Source organism: Brevibacillus sp. FSL K6-0770, from assembly GCF_038000275.1.
Classification (GTDB): domain Bacteria; phylum Bacillota; class Bacilli; order Brevibacillales; family Brevibacillaceae; genus Brevibacillus; species Brevibacillus parabrevis.
In genome coordinates, this window is the sequence record NZ_JBBOBQ010000001.1 from 2859051 (window position 1) to 2880895 (window position 21845).

1 protein-coding gene is annotated in these 21845 nt (G+C 57.1%); it reads left to right on the forward strand.

What is annotated here, in order from left to right:
- Positions 1-14 precede the first annotated feature (14 nt).
- Positions 15-21803: a non-ribosomal peptide synthase/polyketide synthase gene (locus tag NST23_RS13910; RefSeq protein WP_445662500.1), complete on the forward strand. Its 21789-nt coding sequence runs from the start codon at positions 15-17 to the stop codon at positions 21801-21803.
- Positions 21804-21845 lie beyond the last annotated feature (42 nt).

Below are 21845 nucleotides of genomic sequence, written 5' to 3' on the forward strand. Positions count from 1 at the left end.
CGGGTGATCAGCAATTGACCTATGCCGAGCTGGAAGCGAAAGCGAATCAGCTTGCCAACTACTTGCAAAAGCAAGGCGTGGAAGCAGGCACTCTCGTCGGGCTGTGCGTCGACCGTTCGCTGGATATGCTCGTCGGTCTGCTCGGCATTTTGAAAGCAGGCGGAGCGTATGTGCCGCTCGATCCGGCTTATCCCGAAGAGCGTCTTGCCTTCATGCTGGCAGATGCGAAAATTTCCATTTTGCTGACGCAAAAGCATCTAGGCAAGCAATGGAAAGGACGCAAGCGCCGCACGGTCTATCTCGACCGCGACGCGAAAAAGTGGGCAGCGGAAAGCCCGCTTGCGCCTGATGTAGATACGACAAAAGACAGTCTCGCCTACGTCATTTACACGTCCGGTTCGACAGGTACGCCAAAAGGAGTTCTCGCCGTGCATCGCGGCGTCGTTCGCCTGGTCAAAAACACGAACTACGTCACGATTAGCGAAGCGGACGTATTCCTGCAAGCGTCTACGGTTTCGTTTGACGCGGCTACTTTTGAAATCTGGGGCGCGTTGTTGAACGGAGCCAAGCTGGTGCTGATGCCGCCGGATTTGCCATCCCTCGATGAACTCGGAGAGGCGATTGTGCAGCACAAAGTAACGACGCTTTGGCTGACGGCAGGGTTGTTCTCGATCATGGTCGATCATAATGCGGACTATTTGCGCGGGGTGCGCCAACTGCTCGTCGGCGGCGATGTCGTCTCTGTTCCGCACGTGCGCAAAGTGCTGGCATTAGGCGGAGTGACGGTGATCAACGGCTATGGCCCGACGGAGAATACGACTTTTACGTGCTGCTATCCTGTCACGGAGTTGTCCGAAGATATTACTTCCTTCCCGATTGGCCGACCGATCAGCAACACGACCGTGTACGTCTTGGACAAACACAAGCAGCCTGTCCCGTATGGAGTAGCAGGCGAGTTATACATAGGGGGAGACGGCCTTGCTCTTGGTTACTTGAACAATCCGGAGCTGACCGCAGAGCGGTTCGTGGAGAATCCGTTCGATCCGCAAAAAGGATCGCGTCTGTACCGGACGGGCGATCTGGTGCGCTACTTGCCGAACGGCACGATTGAATTTATCGGGCGGATCGACAACCAGGTGAAAATCCGCGGTTTCCGCATCGAATTGGGGGAAGTGGAAGCAGCGCTTGCCTTGCACCCGGAAGTGAGTGAAACGGTCGTGATGGCGCGGGAAAACGACCGTGGCGAGAAGCATTTGACAGCGTATGTGACGGTTGCCAAAGACGATGCGCCAGAAGTTGCCGATTTGCAGGCATGGCTCAAAACGAAACTGCCTGAATACATGGTGCCTTCTGCTTATGTGTTCCTAGACGCGATGCCGCTGACAGCAAACGGCAAGATCGACCGCAGGCGCTTGCCGGAGCCGGAGTGGGGGAACCGTTCAGAGACAAAAGCATACACAGAGCCGCGCAATCAGGCGGAAGAGCTGATCGCAAGCATATGGTCGCAGGTGCTTGGAGTCGAAAAAGTGGGGATTCACGATAACTTTTTCGAGCTTGGCGGTCACTCCCTTTTGGCGACACGGGTCATTTCCCGGCTGCGCGAAGTGTTTGGAGTCGAGCAGTCTGTGCGCTCGATTTTTGAGCACCCGACGATTGACGCGTGGAGTGAACAAACGGCCGCTCTTCAGCTGGGAGGGCCGGGCACGGATGGCAGCTCGACTCAGATTCAGCCTGTGCCAAGAGATGGCGCTTTGCCGCTGTCTTTTGCCCAGCAACGCTTGTGGTTCTTCGATCAGTTGATGCCGGACAACCCGATGTACAACATTCCGTTTGCGCTCCGTTTGCAGGGGGAACTCGACGTCGCAGCATGGGAAAAAAGCTTGCAAGCGATTATCGCCCGTCACGAAAGCTTGCGTACGACGTTCACTGACATAGACGGACAAGCCGTGCAGGTGATTCATCCGCAGCTGGACTGGAAGCTGGATACCGTGGACTTGCGCGACCGTTCCAGCGAGGAAAAGCAGCAAGCAATCGCGCGTCTGGCTGCTGACGATGCCGCCCGGCCGTTCGATCTGCGCCAAGGTCCGTTGATGCGCGCGTCGATGATCCGGACAGAGGAGCAAGCGCACGTCTTTTTGATCAACATGCATCACATTGTTTCTGACGGCTGGTCAGTGGGCGTCTTCCTGCGCGAGTTGTTTGCCCATTACAAAGCGTACAGCAAAGGCGAAGTGCCGCAGCTCGCGCCAATGCCGATTCAGTATGCCGATTTTGCCGCCTGGCAGCGCGAGTGGCTGGAGGGCGAAGTATTGGAGCAGCAAGTCGCCTACTGGAAAGAGAAGCTCGGCGGGGCGGAACCGCTGCTCGCTTTGCCGACAGACCGTCCGCGTCCTGCCGTGCAAAGCTACGAAGGGGCGACTTACACGACGAGCTTTTCGCACGATCTGCTCGCTAACTTGAAAAAGCTCAGCAAGGAAGCCAACACGACCTTGTTCATGACATTGCTCGCCGCTTTCCAAACGTTGCTGTATCGCTACAGCGGTCAGGAAGACATCGTCGTGGGCAGTCCGGTAGCTGGACGCAATCGTCAGGAAACCGAGAAATTGATCGGCTTCTTCGTCAACACGCTTGCTTTGCGCACGAGCTTGTCAGGAGATTTGCCCTTTACCGAATTGCTGGCGCGGGTGCGCGAAACAGCGCTGGCAGCTTATGCGCATCAAGATGTGCCGTTTGAAAAGCTGGTCGATGAACTGCAACTGGAGCGCAGTCTCAGCTACTCGCAGCTGTTCCAGGTCATGTTCGTTCTGCAAAACTTCCCACTCGAGGACGTCGAGACAGCAGGTCTTCACGTTGCGCCAGTGGATACCGAGAGCCATCTGACGACTTCCAAGTTCGACCTGACTTTGACGATGCGAGAGAAGGAAGACACCCTCGTCGCTGCATTCGAGTACAGCACGGACTTGTTCGACCGCACGACGATTGAGCGAATGGCTGAGCATTTGCAACATTTGTTGGCGTCGATCGTCACGCAACCGGAAGCGTCGCTCGATCAGCTCGCCCTCCTCGGCGAGAGCGAATGGAATAGGCTGGTGGTGGAGCAAAACGAGACAGCCACCGACTATCCGCGCGACAAAACGGCGCACCAACTGTTTGCAGAAACAGCAGCCCGGTACCCGGAGCGCATCGCCGCAGTTGCGGGTGACCAGCAATTGACCTATGCCGAACTGGAAGCAAGAGCGAATCAGCTCGCCAACTACTTGCAAAAGCAAGGCGTGGAAGCAGGCACTCTCGTCGGGCTGTGCGTTGACCGTTCGCTGGATATGCTCGTCGGTCTGCTTGCGATTTTGAAAGCAGGCGGAGCGTATGTGCCGCTCGATCCGGCTTATCCCGAAGAGCGCCTCGCCTTCATGCTGGCAGATGCCAACGTATCGATTTTGCTGACGCAAAAACATCTAGGCAAGCAATGGAAAGGACGCAAGCGCCGCACGGTCTATCTCGACCGCGATGCGAAAAAGTGGGCAGCGGAAAGTCCGCTTGCGCCTGCCGTGGATGCGACAAAAGACAGTCTCGCCTACGTCATTTACACGTCCGGTTCGACAGGCACGCCAAAAGGGGTTCTCGTCGCTCATCGCGGCATCGTCCGCCTGGTCAAAAACACAAACTACGTCACGATCACCGAAGAGGATGTATTCCTGCAAGCGTCTACGGTTTCGTTTGACGCGGCTACTTTTGAAATCTGGGGCGCGTTGTTGAACGGAGCCAAGCTGGTGCTGATGCCGCCGGATTTGCCATCCCTCGATGAACTGGGCGAAGCGATTGTGCAGCACAAAGTAACGACGCTTTGGCTGACGGCAGGCTTGTTCTCGATCATGGTCGACCATAACGCGGACTATTTGCGCGGGGTGCGCCAACTGCTCGTCGGCGGCGATGTCGTCTCTGTTCCGCACGTGCGCAAAGTGCTGGCGCTGGGCGGAGTGACGGTAATCAACGGCTACGGCCCGACGGAAAACACGACTTTTACGTGCTGCTATCCTGTCACAGAGCTGGCGGAAGAGATTACTTCCTTCCCGATTGGCCGACCGATCAGCAACACAACCGTGTACGTCTTGGACAAAAACAGACAGCCCGTTCCGCTGGGCGTGGCTGGCGAATTGTATATAGGCGGCGATGGGCTTGCCAGCGGTTACTTGAACAACCCGGAGCTGACCGCAGAGCGGTTCGTCGACAATCTGTTCGACCCGCAAAAAGCTTCGCGTCTGTACCGGACGGGCGATCTGGTGCGTTATTTGCCAGACGGCGCGATCGAGTTTATCGGGCGGATCGACAGCCAGGTGAAAATCCGCGGTTTCCGCATCGAATTGGGCGAGATCGAGACGGCACTGCTTCGCCATCCGGCTGTGCAAGAAGCGTTTCTCATGGTGCGCGAGGATGCCCCTGGCGACAAACGGCTTGCCGCTTACCTCGTTTTTGCAGGCGGCCAAACCGTCGAGCCTGTCGAGATGCGTTCGTATTTGAAAGATAAGCTGCCTGAGTACATGATCCCGTCCGCTTTCGTGCAGATGGACAGCTTCCCGTTGACTCCGAACGGAAAAGTGGATCGCCGGGCGCTGCCGACTCCCGAGTATGCGCGCAGCGAGGCCGCCAGCGGTTATGTCGCTCCTGCAACGGAGCTGGAAGTGAAGCTTGCGGATATATGGAAAACGGTGCTGGGTGTCGCTGATGTGGGCATCCACGACAACTTTTTTGAACTGGGCGGCGATTCGATTCTCAGCATCCAGATCGTGGCCCGGGCCAACCAGCTCGGGATTCGGCTCACGCCAAAGCAACTGTTCGAAAACCAGACGATTGCCGAATTGCTGCGCGTCGTGGCGGATTCCAGCCAGTTGCCCCATACGAAATGGGAAAACGAACAGGGCATCGTGACGGGAAATGTGCCGCTTACCCCGATTCAGAAGTGGTTTTTTGCAGCCGACCAACCGTCGTTGCACCATTGGAATCAATCTTTGCTGCTGACCGTTCAGCAACCCGTTGACGTATCCGTGCTGGAGCGTGCCATCGCAAGCTTGCTGTCCCACCACGATGCGTTGCGCATGAGCTTTTCTTTCGTGGACGGCGCGTGGACGCAGCAAATGAACGGACTTGGCGACCACACCCCGTTCCGTTGCGTGGATTTGTCCGACCTTTCGACACAAGAACAAGAGCAGGCAGCCCGCCTGGAGGAAATCGCCAGCGAAGTGCAAGCGAGTCTGAACATTGCGGAAGGCAATGTCGTTCAAGCCGTGTATTTCAATCTGGGTGAACAGAAAGCGGGCCGATTGCTGCTCGTCGTTCACCACCTGGTCGTCGACGGCGTCTCGTGGCGCATTTTGCTCGAAGATTTGCAGCATGCCTACGAGCAATTGGCGAACCATGCAGACGTGTCGTTCCCGGCGAAAACGACTTCGTTCAAAATGTGGGCGGAAAAATTGGCTGACTATGCCGACTCGGATGCGCTAGAGCAGGAAAAAGCGTACTGGCTGCAACAAAGCAGCGGCGGAAGCCCGCTTCCGGTCGATCATCCGTACGAGCCGAACGAGAATACAGAAGCGGCTGCGAAGCAAGTGACGCTTTCGCTTCGGGCAGACGAGACGCGCGCCTTGCTGCATGAGACGCTTACCGCTTACCGCCTGCAAATCAACGATGTATTGCTGGCCGCTTTGGCGAAAGCGATGCAGCGTTGGACAGGGCAAAAGACGTTGCATGTCCATCTGGAAGGGCACGGACGCGAGGAAATCATCGAAGGCGCGGATTTGTCCCGGACGGTTGGCTGGTTCACGAGCATGTATCCGGTACAGCTTGACTTTGACCAGTCGAAGCCATGGGGGCATGTGCTGAAAGCAGTCAAGGAGCAGCTGCGCCACATTCCGCAAAAAGGCATCGGCTACGGCATCCTGCAATACCTCAGCAATGATGACGAGTGGAAAGAGCAGCTGCAAGCCTATACGAAGCCGGAGATCAGCTTCAACTACCTCGGGCAGTTTGACCAGGTGGTATCGGCTGGCGCGAAGTTCGCCATGGCCGAGGAGTCGCGAGGGGCGAATATCGCCGCAGACGCGATCCGCGCTCATTTGATTGATGTAAACAGCGCCATTTCCGGGGAGCAATTGCATATCACCTGGATGTACAACGCGAACATCCATAACCAAGAAACAATCGAAGCGCTTGCCCGTGATTACATGGAGTCTTTGCGCGAGATTATGGAACATTGCCGATCAGAAGAGGCAGGGGGCTACACCCCATCCGATTTCCCGTTAGCGCGACTGGATCAGCGCGCCATCGACAACTATGTGGGCCGGGATCGCTCGATCGAGAACGTCTATCCGCTGACGCCATTGCAGGAAGGAATGCTTTTCCATTCCTTGTACGAACATGCGGGCGGAGACTACGTGGTTCAGTTTTCCATGACGATGCACCATGTCGAGGTCGACGTCTTCCGGCAGGCGTGGCAAAAAGTCGTGGATCGCCACTCCATTTTGCGTACATCGTTTATTTGGGACGGGGTGTCCACGCCGCATCAGATCGTTCGCAAGCACGTCCAGGTTGTCGTGGATGAACAAGATTGGCGGCATGTGCCCGCCGATCAGCAGAAAGCGGAGTGGGACGCCTTTTTGGAGGAGGATCGCAAGCGCAGCTTCGCGATCACAGAACCGCCGCTTATGCGCTGGACGTTGCTGCGCATAAGCGATACGGCCTATCGGTTTATTTGGAGCTTCCACCACGTCTTGCTTGACGGCTGGAGCGTGCCGCTGGTCATGAAAGACTGGTTCGCTGCCTATATGGCTCTGGCTGACGGAAAAGACATTCAGCTCGGCGCTGTCCATCCGTTTTCCCAGTATGTCGCGTGGATTCAGCGCCAGGACTTGCAAGCGGCTGAACGCTTCTGGCGCAACCATCTGAAAGGGATCTACGCACCGACGCAAGTGAACTTCGGGCAGACCGTGCAAGCTGTCGGGGAGACGAAAAGCTACGACGAGCGCAGCATCCGCTTCTCCGCAGAGCGGACGCGAGAGCTGCAAGCTTTTGCCCGCCAGCATCAGGTGACGCTGAACACATTGGTGCAAAGTGCCTGGGCGATGATCCTCGGCACGTACAGCAAAGAAGCAGATGTCGTATTCGGGGCAACTGGATCAGGACGTCCTGCCGATTTGCCTGGCGTAGAAAACATGGTGGGGCTGTTCATCAATACGTTGCCGATTCGCGTGACGCTGGACCCCGGCAAAAAAGTCCGGGAGTGGCTGCGCGAACTGCAAGAGCTGCAAGTGGAGCTGCGCCAGTACGAATACACGCCGCTGGTCGACATCCACGGCTGGAGCGAAATGGCCCGCAACGCTCCGCTGTTCGAGAGCATTTTCATCTTCGAGAACTACCCGATTGACGAGTCGGTCAAAGAAGTCGATCACAGCTTCCAGATCGCGGATGTGGACTCGGTCGAGCAGACGAACTACCCGCTTACGGTTGTTTGCGGCCCTGGCGCCGAGTTTCTCGTGAAAATCAAGTTCGACCAAAGCCGATTTGACGGTGGACGCATCGAACGCGTGCTGGAGCAAATGACGCTTTTGCTCCAATCGATGACCGCCAACCCGGATCAGCTGTTGGCTGACGTGAACATGATTAGTCAGAGTGAACAAAAGCAGGTTTTGATCGAGTGGAACGAGACGAAGGTGGACTATCCGACCGGGCTTTGCGTGCAGCAAGCCTTTGAACAGCAAGTGGAAAAGACGCCGGATGCCGTGGCGCTCATCTACAAAGACGTGGAGCTGACGTACGCCGAGCTGAACCAGCGGGCAAACCAACTGGCGCATCGGCTGTTTGCGCAAGAAGTGAAGCCGGACACCTTGGTCGGCATCTGCGTCGAACGCTCCCCGGAAATGATCATCGGAATTTTCGGGGTGATGAAAGCAGGAGCTGCCTACGTGCCAATCGACCCGGCTTTGCCGCAAGAGCGCATCGCCTACATGGTCGAAGATTCGCAGGCGAGCATTTTGCTGACGCAGCAATCTTTGGCTGAGCTTTTGCCAAAAACGCAGGCTCGCGTGATTTGCCTGGACGGTGATTCGCTGGCAAATGAGCCTGTTGCCAATCCGGCAAGCGAGGTAACGGAGCAAAATCTGGCTTATGTCATGTACACATCTGGTTCAACCGGATTGCCAAAAGGGGTCATGGTGGAGCATCACAGCGTGGTGAATCTGGCTCATGCCTTGATCGAGGCGTTCCGGATTCAGCCATCCAGCCGCGTCTTGCAGTTTACGTCGTTCAGTTTTGACGTGTCTGTATCCGAGATCGTCATGGCATTGCTCGCAGGTGCGGCCTTGGTGATCGAGGATCGCGAAGTGCTTTTGCCTGGCCCGGAATTAATCTCGGTTTTGCAACAAAAGCGCATCACGACAGTCTCGATGGTGTCTTCGGTTCTGGCGGCACTGCCCGCCGCCGATCTGCCTGATTTGCAGACGCTGATCGTGGGCGGAGAAGCACCGAGCCGCGAGCTTGTCGCCCGCTATGCGGATCGTCGTCAGTTTTTCAACTGCTACGGGCCGACAGAGGCAACGGTTTGCTCCACGATGATGCTTTGCAACGCGGGGATGAAGAGCGCGCCGATCGGTCGTCCGCTCGCCAACGCGACCTTGTACGTGCTGGATGCGAATCAAAAGCCTGTACCTGTAGGGGTGCCCGGCGAGCTGTACATCGGTGGAAAAGGACTGGCGCGCGGCTACTGGAACCGCCCGGAGCTTACCGCAGAGCGCTTTATCGCGCATCCGTTCGGAGCAAAAGGAGAGCGTCTGTATCGCACGGGCGACCTCGTTCGCTATTTGCCAGACGGCAACCTTGAGTTCCTCGGACGCATCGATACCCAAGTGAAAATTCGCGGGTACCGTATCGAGCTGGGCGAAATCGAAAGTGCGCTCAGCCAGCACCCGGCGATTCAGGAAGCGGTTGTCATCGCGTGGGAGCAGCGTCTGGCTGCGTATATGGTGGCAGCGGGCGAAGCACAACCAGCGGCAGAGGAGCTTGCCCGTTATTTGAAAGAGACATTGCCCGACTACATGATCCCGGCAGGCTTTGTCTTTATGGACGCGATTCCGCTCACGGTGAACGGAAAAGTCGACCGCAGAGCATTGCCCGCACCGGATTGGGGGATTTTGGCGACACGTCAAGAGTATGTCGCGCCGCGGACGCCGACGGAGGAAATGGTAGCGAATATATGGGCGCAGCTGCTTTCCGTCGAGAAAATCGGCGTGCATGACGATTTCTTTGAGCGGGGCGGACATTCGCTCCTGGCGACACAAGCGATTTCCCGCTTGCGACAAGCATTTGGCGTAGAATTGCCGCTGCGCATGCTGTTCGATCACCCGACGACGGCGGCGATCAGTACACAGATTGCGTCCCTTTTGCAAGGGGAAACCGCTCTTCGCAGCCAGCCAATCGTGCCAGTGCCGCGCGACCAGCATGTACCGCTTTCGTTTGCGCAACAACGGTTGTGGTTCCTGGACAGGCTGATCCCGAACAGCTTCCTGTACAACATCCCGTCCGCTGCCCGTCTGCACGGGGAACTGGATGTCGAGGCGTGGGAACGCAGTCTCAAGCTGCTGATCCAGCGTCACGAGAGCTTGCGGACGACTTTTTCGGATCGAGACGGGGAAGCGGTGCAAATCATTCACCCGGCAATCGAGTGGAGCCTGGGCCGAGTGGATTTGCGCGAATGGGCCGAAGCTGAGCGCGAAGCGAAGGCATTGCAGCTCGCGATAGAAGATGCCAAGCGACCGTTTGACCTGGAGCGCGGCCCGTTGCTGCGGGCGAGCTTGCTCGTCATGGCTCAGCAGGAGTACGTCTTTTTGCTCAACCTGCACCATATCGTTGCGGATGGCTGGTCGATGAACGTATTCATGGAAGAGCTTGTGACCATATACGAAGCATTGTCTGCCGGAGAAACGCCACAGCTTGCCGAACTGCCGCTGCAATACGCTGACTATGCCGCATGGCAGCGCGATTGGCTGCAAGGCGACGTGCTGGAGCAGCAGCTTGCGTATTGGAAAGCAAAAGTCGGTGGCGCAGAACCGCTGCTTGCCCTGCCGACAGACCGTCCGCGTCCGGCCGTGCAAAGCCACAAGGGAGCCATGCATACGATCACGCTTCCGGCAGAGCGGCTTGCGGCTTTGAAAACACTCAGCCGGGAAGAAGGCTCGACTTTGTTCATGACCTTGCTCGCTGCCTTCCAGACCTTGCTTTATCGCTACAGCGGCCAAAGCGACATCGTCGTCGGCAGTCCGGTCGCGGGACGCAACAGACAGGAAACCGAGTCGCTGATCGGCTTCTTCATTAATACACTGGCGATGCGCACGGACCTGTCCGGTGAACCGACCTTCCGCGATTTGCTCGGAAAAGTGCGCGAGACGGCGCTGGAAGCGTATGCCCATCAAGACCTGCCGTTTGAAAAGCTGGTCGATGAACTGGAGCTGGAACGAAGCCTCAGCTACTCGCCGCTGTTCCAGGTGATGTTCGTTTTGCAAAACATCCCGATGGACGCCCAAGCGCTGTCGCACATTCGTCTTGAGCCGTTCCACATCGGTCAAGAGGGAGTCAGCGCGAAGTTTGACATCACCTTGACCACGGTCGAATTGCCTGCAGGGCTGATGGCGACCTTTGAATACAATACCGATCTGTTTGATCCGGCGACGATTGAGCGCATGGCGGGCCATTACGCCAACCTGCTTGCAGCTGTGTCGGTCAATCCGCTGCAACCGATCACTGCCATTCCGCTTGTCAGCGACCAGGAGCGTAAGCAAGTGCTTTTCCAATGGAACGATACGAGCGTGCCGTCAGAACGCGATACGTGCGTGCATGAGCAGGTTGCCCGAATCGCGCAGCAGCTGCCGAATCAGCTGGCAGTCGTCTCGGACGAAGGACAGATCACCTATGCCGAGCTGGATGCCAAAGCGAATCAAGTAGCGAATTACTTGCACAAGCAGGGAATTATCTCCGAAACGCTTGTCGGAGTTTGCCTGGATCGCTCCATCGACATGCTCGTCGCCCAGCTGGGGATACTCAAGGCGGGCGGTGCCTATGTCCCGATGGACCCGGCGTATCCGCAAGAGCGGCTCGCGTTCATGATGCAAGATGCCGAGATGCCAGTCGTATTGACCCAGGAGCATCTGCTTGCGCAATTGCCAGAGGCGAGAGCGACGTTCCTTTGCCTGGATCGCGATTGGAGTCTCATTGCAGAAGAGAGCGACGTGGCTCCGGTGATCGCTACAAACCGCGACAATTTGGCCTACGTCATTTACACGTCTGGTTCGACCGGAACGCCAAAAGGGGTAGAGATCGAGCATGCTGCCTTGTTAAATCTCGTCTCTTGGCACCAGCGCGCGTACGAGGTGGGCGCAGAAGACCGGGCGACGCAAATTGCCGGGACAGCTTTTGACGCTTCTGTCTGGGAAATCTGGCCGTATTTGACAAAGGGAGCGACGCTGTACCTCCCGTCCGAAGAAATCCGTCTCGTGCCGGAGCAGCTGCGAGATTGGCTCGTCGCATCAGGCATCACCATCAGCTTTTTGCCGACGCCATTGGCGGAACGGTTGCTGACCTTGGAGTGGCCGAGCGATGCCAAGCTGCGCTACATGCTGACAGGAGGAGACAAGCTGCACGACTACCCGCCGGCAACGCTGCCGTTTGTTTTGGCGAACCAATACGGGCCGACGGAAAACGCCGTCGTCGCCACGGCAGGCATCGTTCCGGCAGCAGCTGGCCAAGTATCCGCGCCATCAATCGGCCGTCCGATCGACAATGTGCAGGTGTACGTGCTCGATGAAAAGCTGCAACCCGTGCCGATTGGCGTAGCGGGAGAGCTGTACATCGCCGGAGACAGCCTGGCGCGCGGTTATTTGCATCGCCCTGACTTGACCAGAGAACGCTTCATCGCGAATCCGTATGGGCAAAAAGCGGGCGCGCGCATGTACAAGACCGGGGACCTTGTCCGCTACTTGCCGGATGGAAACATCGAGTTCATCGGGCGCGCTGACGACCAGGTGAGCATTCGCGGCTTCCGCGTCGAACTCGGTGAAATCGAAACGGCTCTGTACAGCCACCCGGCGGTCAAAGAAACGATTGTCCTCGTTCGCGAAGACATGCCGGGGATGAAGCGGCTTGTCGCCTATATCGTGCAGCGAGAAGGGCAGGAAGGACAAGCCGTTCAAGCAGGCGACTTCCGCAGCTACTTGAAGGAACTGTTGCCTGAGTACATGGTGCCAGCGGCTTTTGTCTTCATGGCTGACCTGCCGCTGACTCCGAACGGCAAAGTGGATCGCCGCGCATTGCCAGCGCCTGATCTGTTCAATAGCGAGGCGGACGGCACTTATGTAGCTCCGGCAACCGAGCTGGAGATCAAGCTTGCGCATATATGGAAAAATGTTCTTGGATTAGCGGATGTTGGGATACACGATAACTTTTTCGAACTGGGTGGCGACTCGATTCTGAGCATCCAGATCGTGTCCCGGGCCAACCAGGCGGGGATTCGCCTGACGCCGAAACAGCTTTTGGCAAACCAGACGATTGCGGAATTGGCAAGCGTCGCTACAGTGACGGACGAAAGCGTAGCAACAAAACTGCCGAATGAACAGGGCATCGTGACAGGTGACGTGCCGCTCACGCCGATTCAAACGTGGTTCTTCGCCTCCGAACAGCCGTCTGTGCACCATTGGAATCAATCCTTGCTTTTGACGGTGCAGCAGCCTGTGGATTTGGCTGTTTTGGAGCGCACCATCGAGTGCCTGCTCGCTCATCATGACGCATTGCGCATGCGCTATAGCCGGACAGAGCAAGGCTGGACACAGCGGATTGAAGGACTTCCCGAGACAATTCCTTTCCGCAGCGTCGACCTTTCCGCCTTCCCGACGACGGCGGAGCAAGAGATGCGACTGGAGGAAATAGCCAGCGAAGTGCAAGCGAGCCTCGATCTGACTGAGGGGCCTGTTGTCCAAGCGGTTTACTTCCAGCTAGGGGCCGAACAGCCGGGCCGTCTGTTGATCGTCGCTCACCATCTTGTGGTAGACGGTGTATCTTGGCGCATTTTGCTCGAAGACTTGCAAACCGCTTACGAGCAATTGGCAAAAGGACAAGCGGTGCAGCTTGCGGCGAAGACGACCTCGTTCAAGACGTGGGCCGAGCAATTGCGATTGTACGCGACGTCCGAAGCGCTTCGTCAGGAAAAAGCATTTTGGCTGGAACAAATGGACGAGGTAAAACCGCTGCCGATTGACCGCATCTTCGAGCCAAGCGAAAACACGGAAGCGACCGTTAAACAAGTCATGCTTTCCTTGAACGCGGAAGAGACTCGCGCCTTGCTGCAAGATACGCTCTCGCCATATCGTCTGCAAATCAATGACGTGTTGCTTGCCGCTTTGACCAAAGCGCTCCATCGCTGGACAGGCGAGCAGACAGTCGCGATTCATCTGGAAGGGCATGGGCGCGAGGAGTTGATCGAGGGCGCAGACTTGTCCCGGACGGTTGGCTGGTTTACGAGCCTGTACCCGGTACAGCTTTCGGTCGACCCGACGAAGCCGTGGGGAGACACGCTGAAAGCGGTCAAGGAACAGTTGCGCAGCATTCCGAACAAAGGCGTCGGTTACGGCATTTTGCGTTATTTGAGCGAGGATGCGGAACTGCAAAAACGTCTGGCAGAAAAGGCGCAGGCAGAAATCAGCTTCAACTACCTCGGACAGTTTGATCAGGCAGTTGTACCCGAGTCGAAATTCGGGATGGCGCAAGAAGCGAGAGGCGCCAATGTGGGGCAGCAGGCGATTCGCCAGCACCTGCTCGACGTAAACAGCGTGATTGCAGGGGAGCAGCTCCACGTCACGTGGATGTACAGCGAAAACATTCACGAGGAAGCCACGATCCAGCAGCTTGCCCACAACTATTTGGAAGCGCTGCGTGAAATCATTGCGCACGGCCAGTCCGAAGCGGCAGGCGGCTATACGCCATCTGACTTCCCGCTTGCACGGATGGATCAGCGCGCGCTCGACAAGTATTTGGGACAAAATCGCTCGATCGAAAACGTCTATCCGCTAAGTCCGTTGCAAGGCGGCATGTTGTTCCACTCTCTGTACGAGCAGGAGGGAGGAGACTACGTCGTTCAACTGGCGATGACGGTGGAAGGACTGGATGTCGAAGCGTTTGAGCAGGCGTGGCAAAAAGTCGTGGATCGCCATTCGATTTTGCGCACCTCGTTTATATGGGAAGGCTTGACGGAACCGCATCAAGTCGTCCGCAAGCAAGTGAAGGCGTGCGTGGAAAAAATCGACCTGCGCCATCTGACGCCTGACCAGCAAAAAGCGGAGCTGAGCGAATACTTGGCGGCTGACCGCCGACGCAGCTTCGAGATCGCTGTGGCACCACTCATGCGCTGGACGCTGTTCCGGTTGAGCGAGAGTGCGTATCGCTTCACATGGAGCTTCCACCACGTCTTGCTCGATGGCTGGAGCATCCCGATTGTGCTGAAAGACTGGTTTAGCGCTTATTTGTCTCTGGCAGAAGGAAAAGAAGTCGCGCACAGCTTTGTTCAACCGTTCGCTCATTACGTAGAGTGGGTACAGCGGCAAGACTTGCAAGCCGCCGAACAATTTTGGCGTGAGCAGCTTGCAGGCTTTTACGAGCCAACTCCACTGGCGATGGGCAACAGCACTGGCGGCCGGGCTGATTTGCCAAAAGGGTACGAGGAGCAAGAAATTCGTCTGGCGAAAGACGCGACCGCCCGCTTGCAAGCTTTTGTCCGTACGCACCAGTTGACGCTGAATACGTTGGTGCAAGGGGCGTGGGCGCTGATGCTTGGCCGCTACGGCGGAACGGATGACGTCGTCTTCGGTGCGACAGGGTCCGGGCGTCCCGCCGATCTGCCTGGCGTAGAGAGCATGGTGGGACTTTTCATCAACACTTTGCCGATTCGCGTTGCTTTGGATGCGAACCAATCCGTTCGGGAATGGCTGCGCGGCATGCAGGAGCAGCAAGTGGAGCTTCGCCAGTATGAGTACACGCCATTGGTCGACATCCAGGGCTGGAGTGAAATGACGCGCAACACCGCCTTGTTCGAAAGCATTTTCATTTTTGAAAATTACCCGATCGGGGAGTCGGTGAAAGACGAACAGCACCAGCTGCGCTTGTCTGACGTGGAGACGATCGAGCAGACGAACTATCCGCTTACGGTCGTCTGCGGCCCGGGCGAAGAGTTGATTGTAAAAATCAAGTACGAGCAAAACCGCTTTGCGCCTGAGCAAATCGAGCGCGTGTTGCAGCAGATGTCTCAGTTGCTTCAGGACATGACAGCAAAGCCGGAACAACGTCTCCAGGACGTGTCGATGATCAGTGAGCGCGAGCGCCAGCAAGTTTTGGTCGACTGGAACGAGACGAGCGTGGCCTACCCGCAGCAGCTATGCGTCCATCAGGCGTTTGAACAGCAAGTGGAAAAGACGCCGGATGCCGTTGCTCTCGTCTACAAGGACGTGGAACTGACCTATGCCGAGTTGAACGAGCGGGCAAACCAGTTGGCCCACCGATTGCTTGCTGAAGGGGTAAAACCGGATGAGCTGGTAGGCATTTGCGTCGAGCGTTCTCCGGAAATGATCGTCGCTTTCCTCGGCGTGATGAAAGCAGGGGCAGCTTACGTTCCGCTCGACCCGGCGCACCCGCAAGAACGGATTGCCTACATGATCGAGGATTCGCAGGCGAGCGTTTTGTTGACGCAGGCTTCACTTACAGACAGACTGCCAGCTTCGTCCCGTCAGGTCATTTGCCTGGACAGCGACGAATTGGCGAACGAGCCTGTCACAAACGCGGAAACGAGCGTCGGCGAGCACAATCTCGCTTACGTGATCTATACGTCCGGCTCGACCGGATTGCCAAAAGGCGTAATGATCGAGCATCGTAGCGTGATCAATTTGGCCTATGACTTGATCCGCCATTTCCAGATCGATGCGACCAGCCGCGTCCTGCAATTCATCTCGTTCAGCTTCGACGTGTCGGTCTCGGAGATCGTCATGAGCCTGCTCGCCGGAGCGACACTCGTGATCGAGGATCGCGAGTCGCTTTTGCCGGGGCCAGAGCTGATCCGGGTGCTCCAGGAGCAACGAATTACGACCTTCGCGATGGTTTCCTCTGTGCTGGCTGCCTTGCCAGAAGCAGATTTGCCAGACTTGCGGACGATCATTGTCGGCGGGGAAGCGCCAAGCCGGGAGCTTGTCGCCCGCTACGCAACAGGCCGTCAATTCATCAACTGCTACGGACCGACCGAAACAACCGTCACGGCTACGCTCAAGCATTGCCAGGACGACGGCAAAAATCCGCCAATCGGCCGCCCGATCGCCAATACGACGGTCTACGTGCTGGACGCTCATCTGCAACCTGTGCCAATCGGCGTGCCAGGTGAGCTGTACATCGGCGGAAAAGGGGTAGCGAGAGGTTACTGGAACCGTCCCGAGCTTACAGCAGAGCGCTTTATCGCGGACCCGTTCGGCCAAGCAGACGAGCGACTGTACCGGACGGGCGACCTGGTGCGTTACTTGGAAAACGGCGAGCTGGAATTTCTCGGCCGGATCGACGACCAGGTGAAAATCCGCGGCTATCGCATCGAGCTGGGGGAAATCGAAAATGCGCTCAGACAGCATCCAGCGGTGCAAAATGTCGTCGTGATCGCACGGCAGGAGGGAGCGGGAGACAAACGTCTGGCGGCTTATCTGGTCGCCGCGACCGGGCAGCAGCCGGATGAAGCAGAGCTTGTCCGCTACTTGAAGTCGACCTTGCCGGAATACATGGTGCCAGCAGGCTACGTCTGGCTGGAAAAAATTCCGCTCACGGTCAACGGAAAAGTGGATCGCCGCGCCCTTCCAGCTCCTGACTACGGACATGCCGAGACAGGCAAAGCGTACGTGGCGCCGCGCAAGCCGATCGAAGAAATCGTGGCGAACATTTGGGCACAAGTGCTTTCTGTAGAGCGCGTCGGCGTTTACGATGATTTCTTTGAACTGGGCGGACACTCGCTTTTGGCTACGCAAGCCGTCTCCCGTTTAAAAGAAGCATTTGGCGTCAATGTCCCGCTGCGCACGCTGTTCGAACATCCAGATGTGGCCGGAATGAGCGAAAAGCTTGCCGGGCTGCTAGAGGAGCAATCAGGCGTCACCAGCATTCCGCTCGTTCCTGTACCGCGGGACAAACAGTTGCCGCTGTCTTTCGCCCAGCAAAGGCTGTGGTTCCTGGATCGCCTGATGCCGGACAGCGCCTTGTACAACATCCCGTCTGCCGTACGGATTCAAGGGCAGCTCAACATCCGGGCATGGGAGCGCAGTCTGCAAACGATCATCGAGCGGCACGAAAGCTTGCGCACGACTTTCACCGACATCGGCGGAGAAGCGGTGCAAGTCATTCACGAGATGATGGAATGGCGTCTCGTTGAAATCGACCTGCGCGATTTGCCGGACGAAGAGCGCGAAGCTGCGGTACAGCGTCTGGAAAAGGCAGAGGCCAGCCAGCCGTTCAACTTGCGTACAGGGCCGTTGCTGCGAGCTACGCTGATTCAGACGGGCGAAGAAGATTTCGTCTTCCTGCTCAACATGCACCATATCGTCTCTGACGGTTGGTCGATGAGCATTTTCATGGGAGAGCTTGCGACGATTTACGAAGCGCTCTCCAAGGGAGATACGCCGCAGCTCGCCGAAATGCCGCTGCAATACGCCGATTTTGCCGCGTGGCAGCGCGATTGGCTGCAAGGCGAGGTGCTCGAACAGCAGCTGGCTTACTGGAGAGAAAAACTCGGTGCCGCCGAGCCGATGCTGGCTTTGCCGACAGATCGTCCGCGCCCGGCTGTGCAAACGCATCACGGAGCCTTGTACACGACGGCGTTCCCGCTGGCGTTGACAGAAAAGCTGCACGCTTTAAGCCGCCAAGAAGGCGCGACGCTGTTCATGACGTTGCTTGCGGCGTTCCAGACTTTGCTCTATCGCTACAGCGGTCAAGACGACATCATCGTCGGCAGTCCGGTCGCCGGACGCAACAAACAGGAAACCGAGTCGATGATCGGCTTTTTCATCAACACCTTGGCGATGAGAACGGACATGTCCGGCGCACCTACTTTCCGCGAACTGCTGGCGAGAGTACGCGATACGGCGCTGGAAGCCTACACCCATCAAGACCTGCCCTTTGAAAAGTTAATAGACGAACTGGAGCTGGAGCGCAGCCTGAGCTACTCGCCGCTTTTCCAAGTCATGTTCGCCCTGCAAAACTTCCAGATGCTGACCCGTGAATTTGAGGGCATCGAGATCGTACCGTTTGAAAGCAAGAACGAAGCCGTCATGTCCAAGTACGACATCAGCCTGACGATGGCGGAAACGCAAAACGGCTTGGTCGCTACGTTTGACTACAACACCGATTTGTTCGACCACAGCACGATCGTGCGCATGGTCAATCATTTCCATCAGCTGCTGGAGGGCATCGTCGCCCGACCGGACAGCTCGATTCAGGCGTTGCCGCTGCTTGCGACAGATGAGCGCGAGCAGCTTGTATCCGCTTGGAACAACACGGCTGCCGCTTACACGTACGAGCAAACCGTGCACGAGCTGGTTGCCGCTATGGCCGAAAAAATGCCGGAGCAACTGGCGGTCGTCTCCGCCGAAGGCTCGCTCACGTACGCACAACTGGATGCAAAAGCGAACCAGCTGGCGAACTACCTGCAACAGCAAGGGATTACACCAGAGACGCTCGTCGGGATTTGCGTCGAACGCTCCAGCGAGATGATCGTCGGACAACTGGGCATTCTCAAGGCGGGCGGCGCGTTTGTGCCGATGGACCCAGCCTATCCGCAAGAGCGTCTGGCTTTCATGATGGCAGACACAGGCATGCCGTTTGTGCTGACGCAAGAACGCTTGCTGGAAACATTGCCTGCGGGCGATGCCGCGTTCATTTGCCTCGATGCGGACTGGGAGGTCATTGCCGAAGAGAGCACGCAAGCGCCGGAATTGGCAGTGACAACCGACCAGCTCGCCTACGTGATCTACACGTCCGGCTCAACGGGAACGCCAAAAGGGGTAGAGATCGAGCACCGCGCTCTGTTGAACCTCATTTATTGGCACCAACATGCCTACACCATCACGCCAGATGATCGGGCATCGCAAATCGCGGGAACAGCTTTTGACGCCGCTGTCTGGGAAATTTGGCCGTACATGACGGCAGGAGCCACGCTGTACTTGCCGCAGGAAGAGATTCGTCTCATCCCGGAAAAACTGCGCGACTGGCTCGTTGCCGAAGGAATCACGATCAGCTTCCTGCCGACGCCATTGGCAGAGAGCATGCTGTCTGTTGACTGGCCGTCCCATGCTGCCTTGCGTTACGTGCTGACAGGCGGCGACAAGCTGCATCATTACCCGGCGGAGCATGTGCCGTTTACGCTGGTCAACCAGTACGGCCCTACGGAAAATGCGGTCGTCGCCACAGCAGGCATCGTCGCGGTTCAAGCTGGTCAGGTCACTCCGCCTTCGATCGGCCGACCGATTGACAACGTGCAAGTGTACATTTTGGACGAACAGCGCCAGCCAGTGCCGATTGGTGTGACAGGCGAGTTGTACATTGCCGGCAGCAGCTTGGCTCGCGGTTACTACAAGCGTCCTGATTTGACGCAGGAACGCTTCGTCGACAATCCGTTCACAGCGAATCGCGGGGCGAAAATGTACCGGACGGGGGATCTCGTGCGCTATTTGCCAGACGGCCAGATCGAATTTATCGGCCGCTCCGACGACCAGGTGAGCATCCGCGGTTTCCGCGTCGAGTTGGGCGAGATTGAGAGTGTGCTGTATCAGCACCCAGCGGTCAAAGAGGCGATCGTTCTTGCCCGCGAAGATATGCCGGGCGTGAAACGACTGGCCGCCTATGTCGTGGTCGCAGAAGACGATGCGGAACAAGCTGACGATTTGCGCGGCTACCTCAAGGAGAAACTGCCGGAATACATGGTGCCAGCGGCCTTTGTCACGCTGAAAGCTCTGCCGCTCACGCCAAACGGCAAAGTAGACCGCCGGGCCTTGCCTGTGCCGGAGTACACAGCTGCTGATGGCGAATATGTAGCTCCAGAGACGTTCGTCGAAAAAGTTTTGGCGCAAATATGGAAGGAAGTGCTCGGAGTCGAGGAAGTCGGGATTCACGACAACTTCTTTGAACTCGGCGGCGATTCGATCCTGAGCATTCAGATTGTGGCCAGAGCAGGGCAGTCCGGCATCCGCCTGTCGCCCAAGCTTTTATTCGAAAATCAGACGATTGCCGAGCTGTCGCATGCTGTGGGAGATTCGGTCCACATTTGCGCGGAACAAGGTCTTGTCACAGGCGAAGTGCCACTCCTGCCGATTCAGCACTGGTTCTTCGAGCAAAAACTGGCGGATCGCAACCATTGGAACCAATCCGTCCTGCTCACCGTTCAGCCGATCGATCCGGAGATTTTGAAACAAGCCTTTTATCACTTGCTCGGTCACCATGATGCCTTGCGTCTCCGTTTCTACCATCAAAATGGAGCGTGGAAGCAGGCGGGCGCTGAGTGGACCGATATCATTCCGTTTTATGTGGTGGAGCTGGGAGATTTGCCAGCGAACCAGCAAGTGGAGCAGATCGAGAAGCTGTCCGGGGAAGCGCAGGCAAGCTTGCACCTGGCAGATGGCCCGTTGCTCCGCGCCGTTTACTTCGACATGGGCGCAGGGCAGGAAGGCCGTTTGCTGATCGTCATTCACCACCTGGCAGTCGACGGGGTGTCATGGCGAATCATCACGGAAGACTTGAACAAGGCGTGCAACCAGCTTTTGCAAGGCAAGCAGGTACAACTGCCGCCGAAGACAAGCTCCTACAAATATTGGGCGGAAAAACTGGTCGAGTACGCCGCGTCCGACAGTCTCACGGAAGAGGCCGACTACTGGCTGAGCCGTCTCGATACAGAGGTGGCTGCTCTGCCAAAAGATTACGAGCACGGTCAAAACCGCGAGCTCGCAGCCAGAACCGTTTCCGTCGCCTTGACGCAGGAAGAGACGAAAGTGCTGTTGCAAGAGCTGCCAGCCGTCTACCAAACCCAGATCAACGACGTCTTGCTGACTGCCTTGGCAGAAGCGGTCTTCGTCTGGACGGGCAATCAGACCACTTTGGTGCATCTGGAAGGGCACGGACGCGAAGACATTTTTGACGATGTCGATCTGTCCCGGACAGTCGGCTGGTTCACGAGCATGTACACGATTTTGCTGGATACGCGGGGAACAAGCTCGCTTACAGAAGCGCTGCAAACGACGAAAGAACAGTTGCGCAGCATTCCGCACAAAGGAATCGGCTACGGCATCCTCCGTTACTTGAACAAGGAAACGGCGGAGAAGTTCAAGTCTTTGCCCAAAGCGCAGATCAGCTTCAACTACCTCGGCCAGCTGGATCAGGCGGTTCGTGACACGGACTCGTTGTTCGGCTTTGCCAGCGAAGCGAGAGGCGACAACTTCAACCGCAACTCGGATCGTCAACACCTGCTCGATTTCGGGTGCTCGGTCGTCGGTGGTCAACTGGTGGTGAGCATCGCCTTCAGCAAAGAAATTTACCGCAAGGAAACGATCGAAGCGCTGGCAGATTACTACATCACTGCCTTGCGCCAATTGCTTGCACACGCAAAGACAGACAAAGCCGCCGCACCAGCCCAATCGGCTGCGAGCAACTTGTCCGAATTTGGCTGGGATGACGAAGAGATTGCCGACTTGCTTGATCTCATCCAAGACAAGTAAGGCATACAACCTGCCAGGAGGCGTCAAACGCCGGCGCCTCCT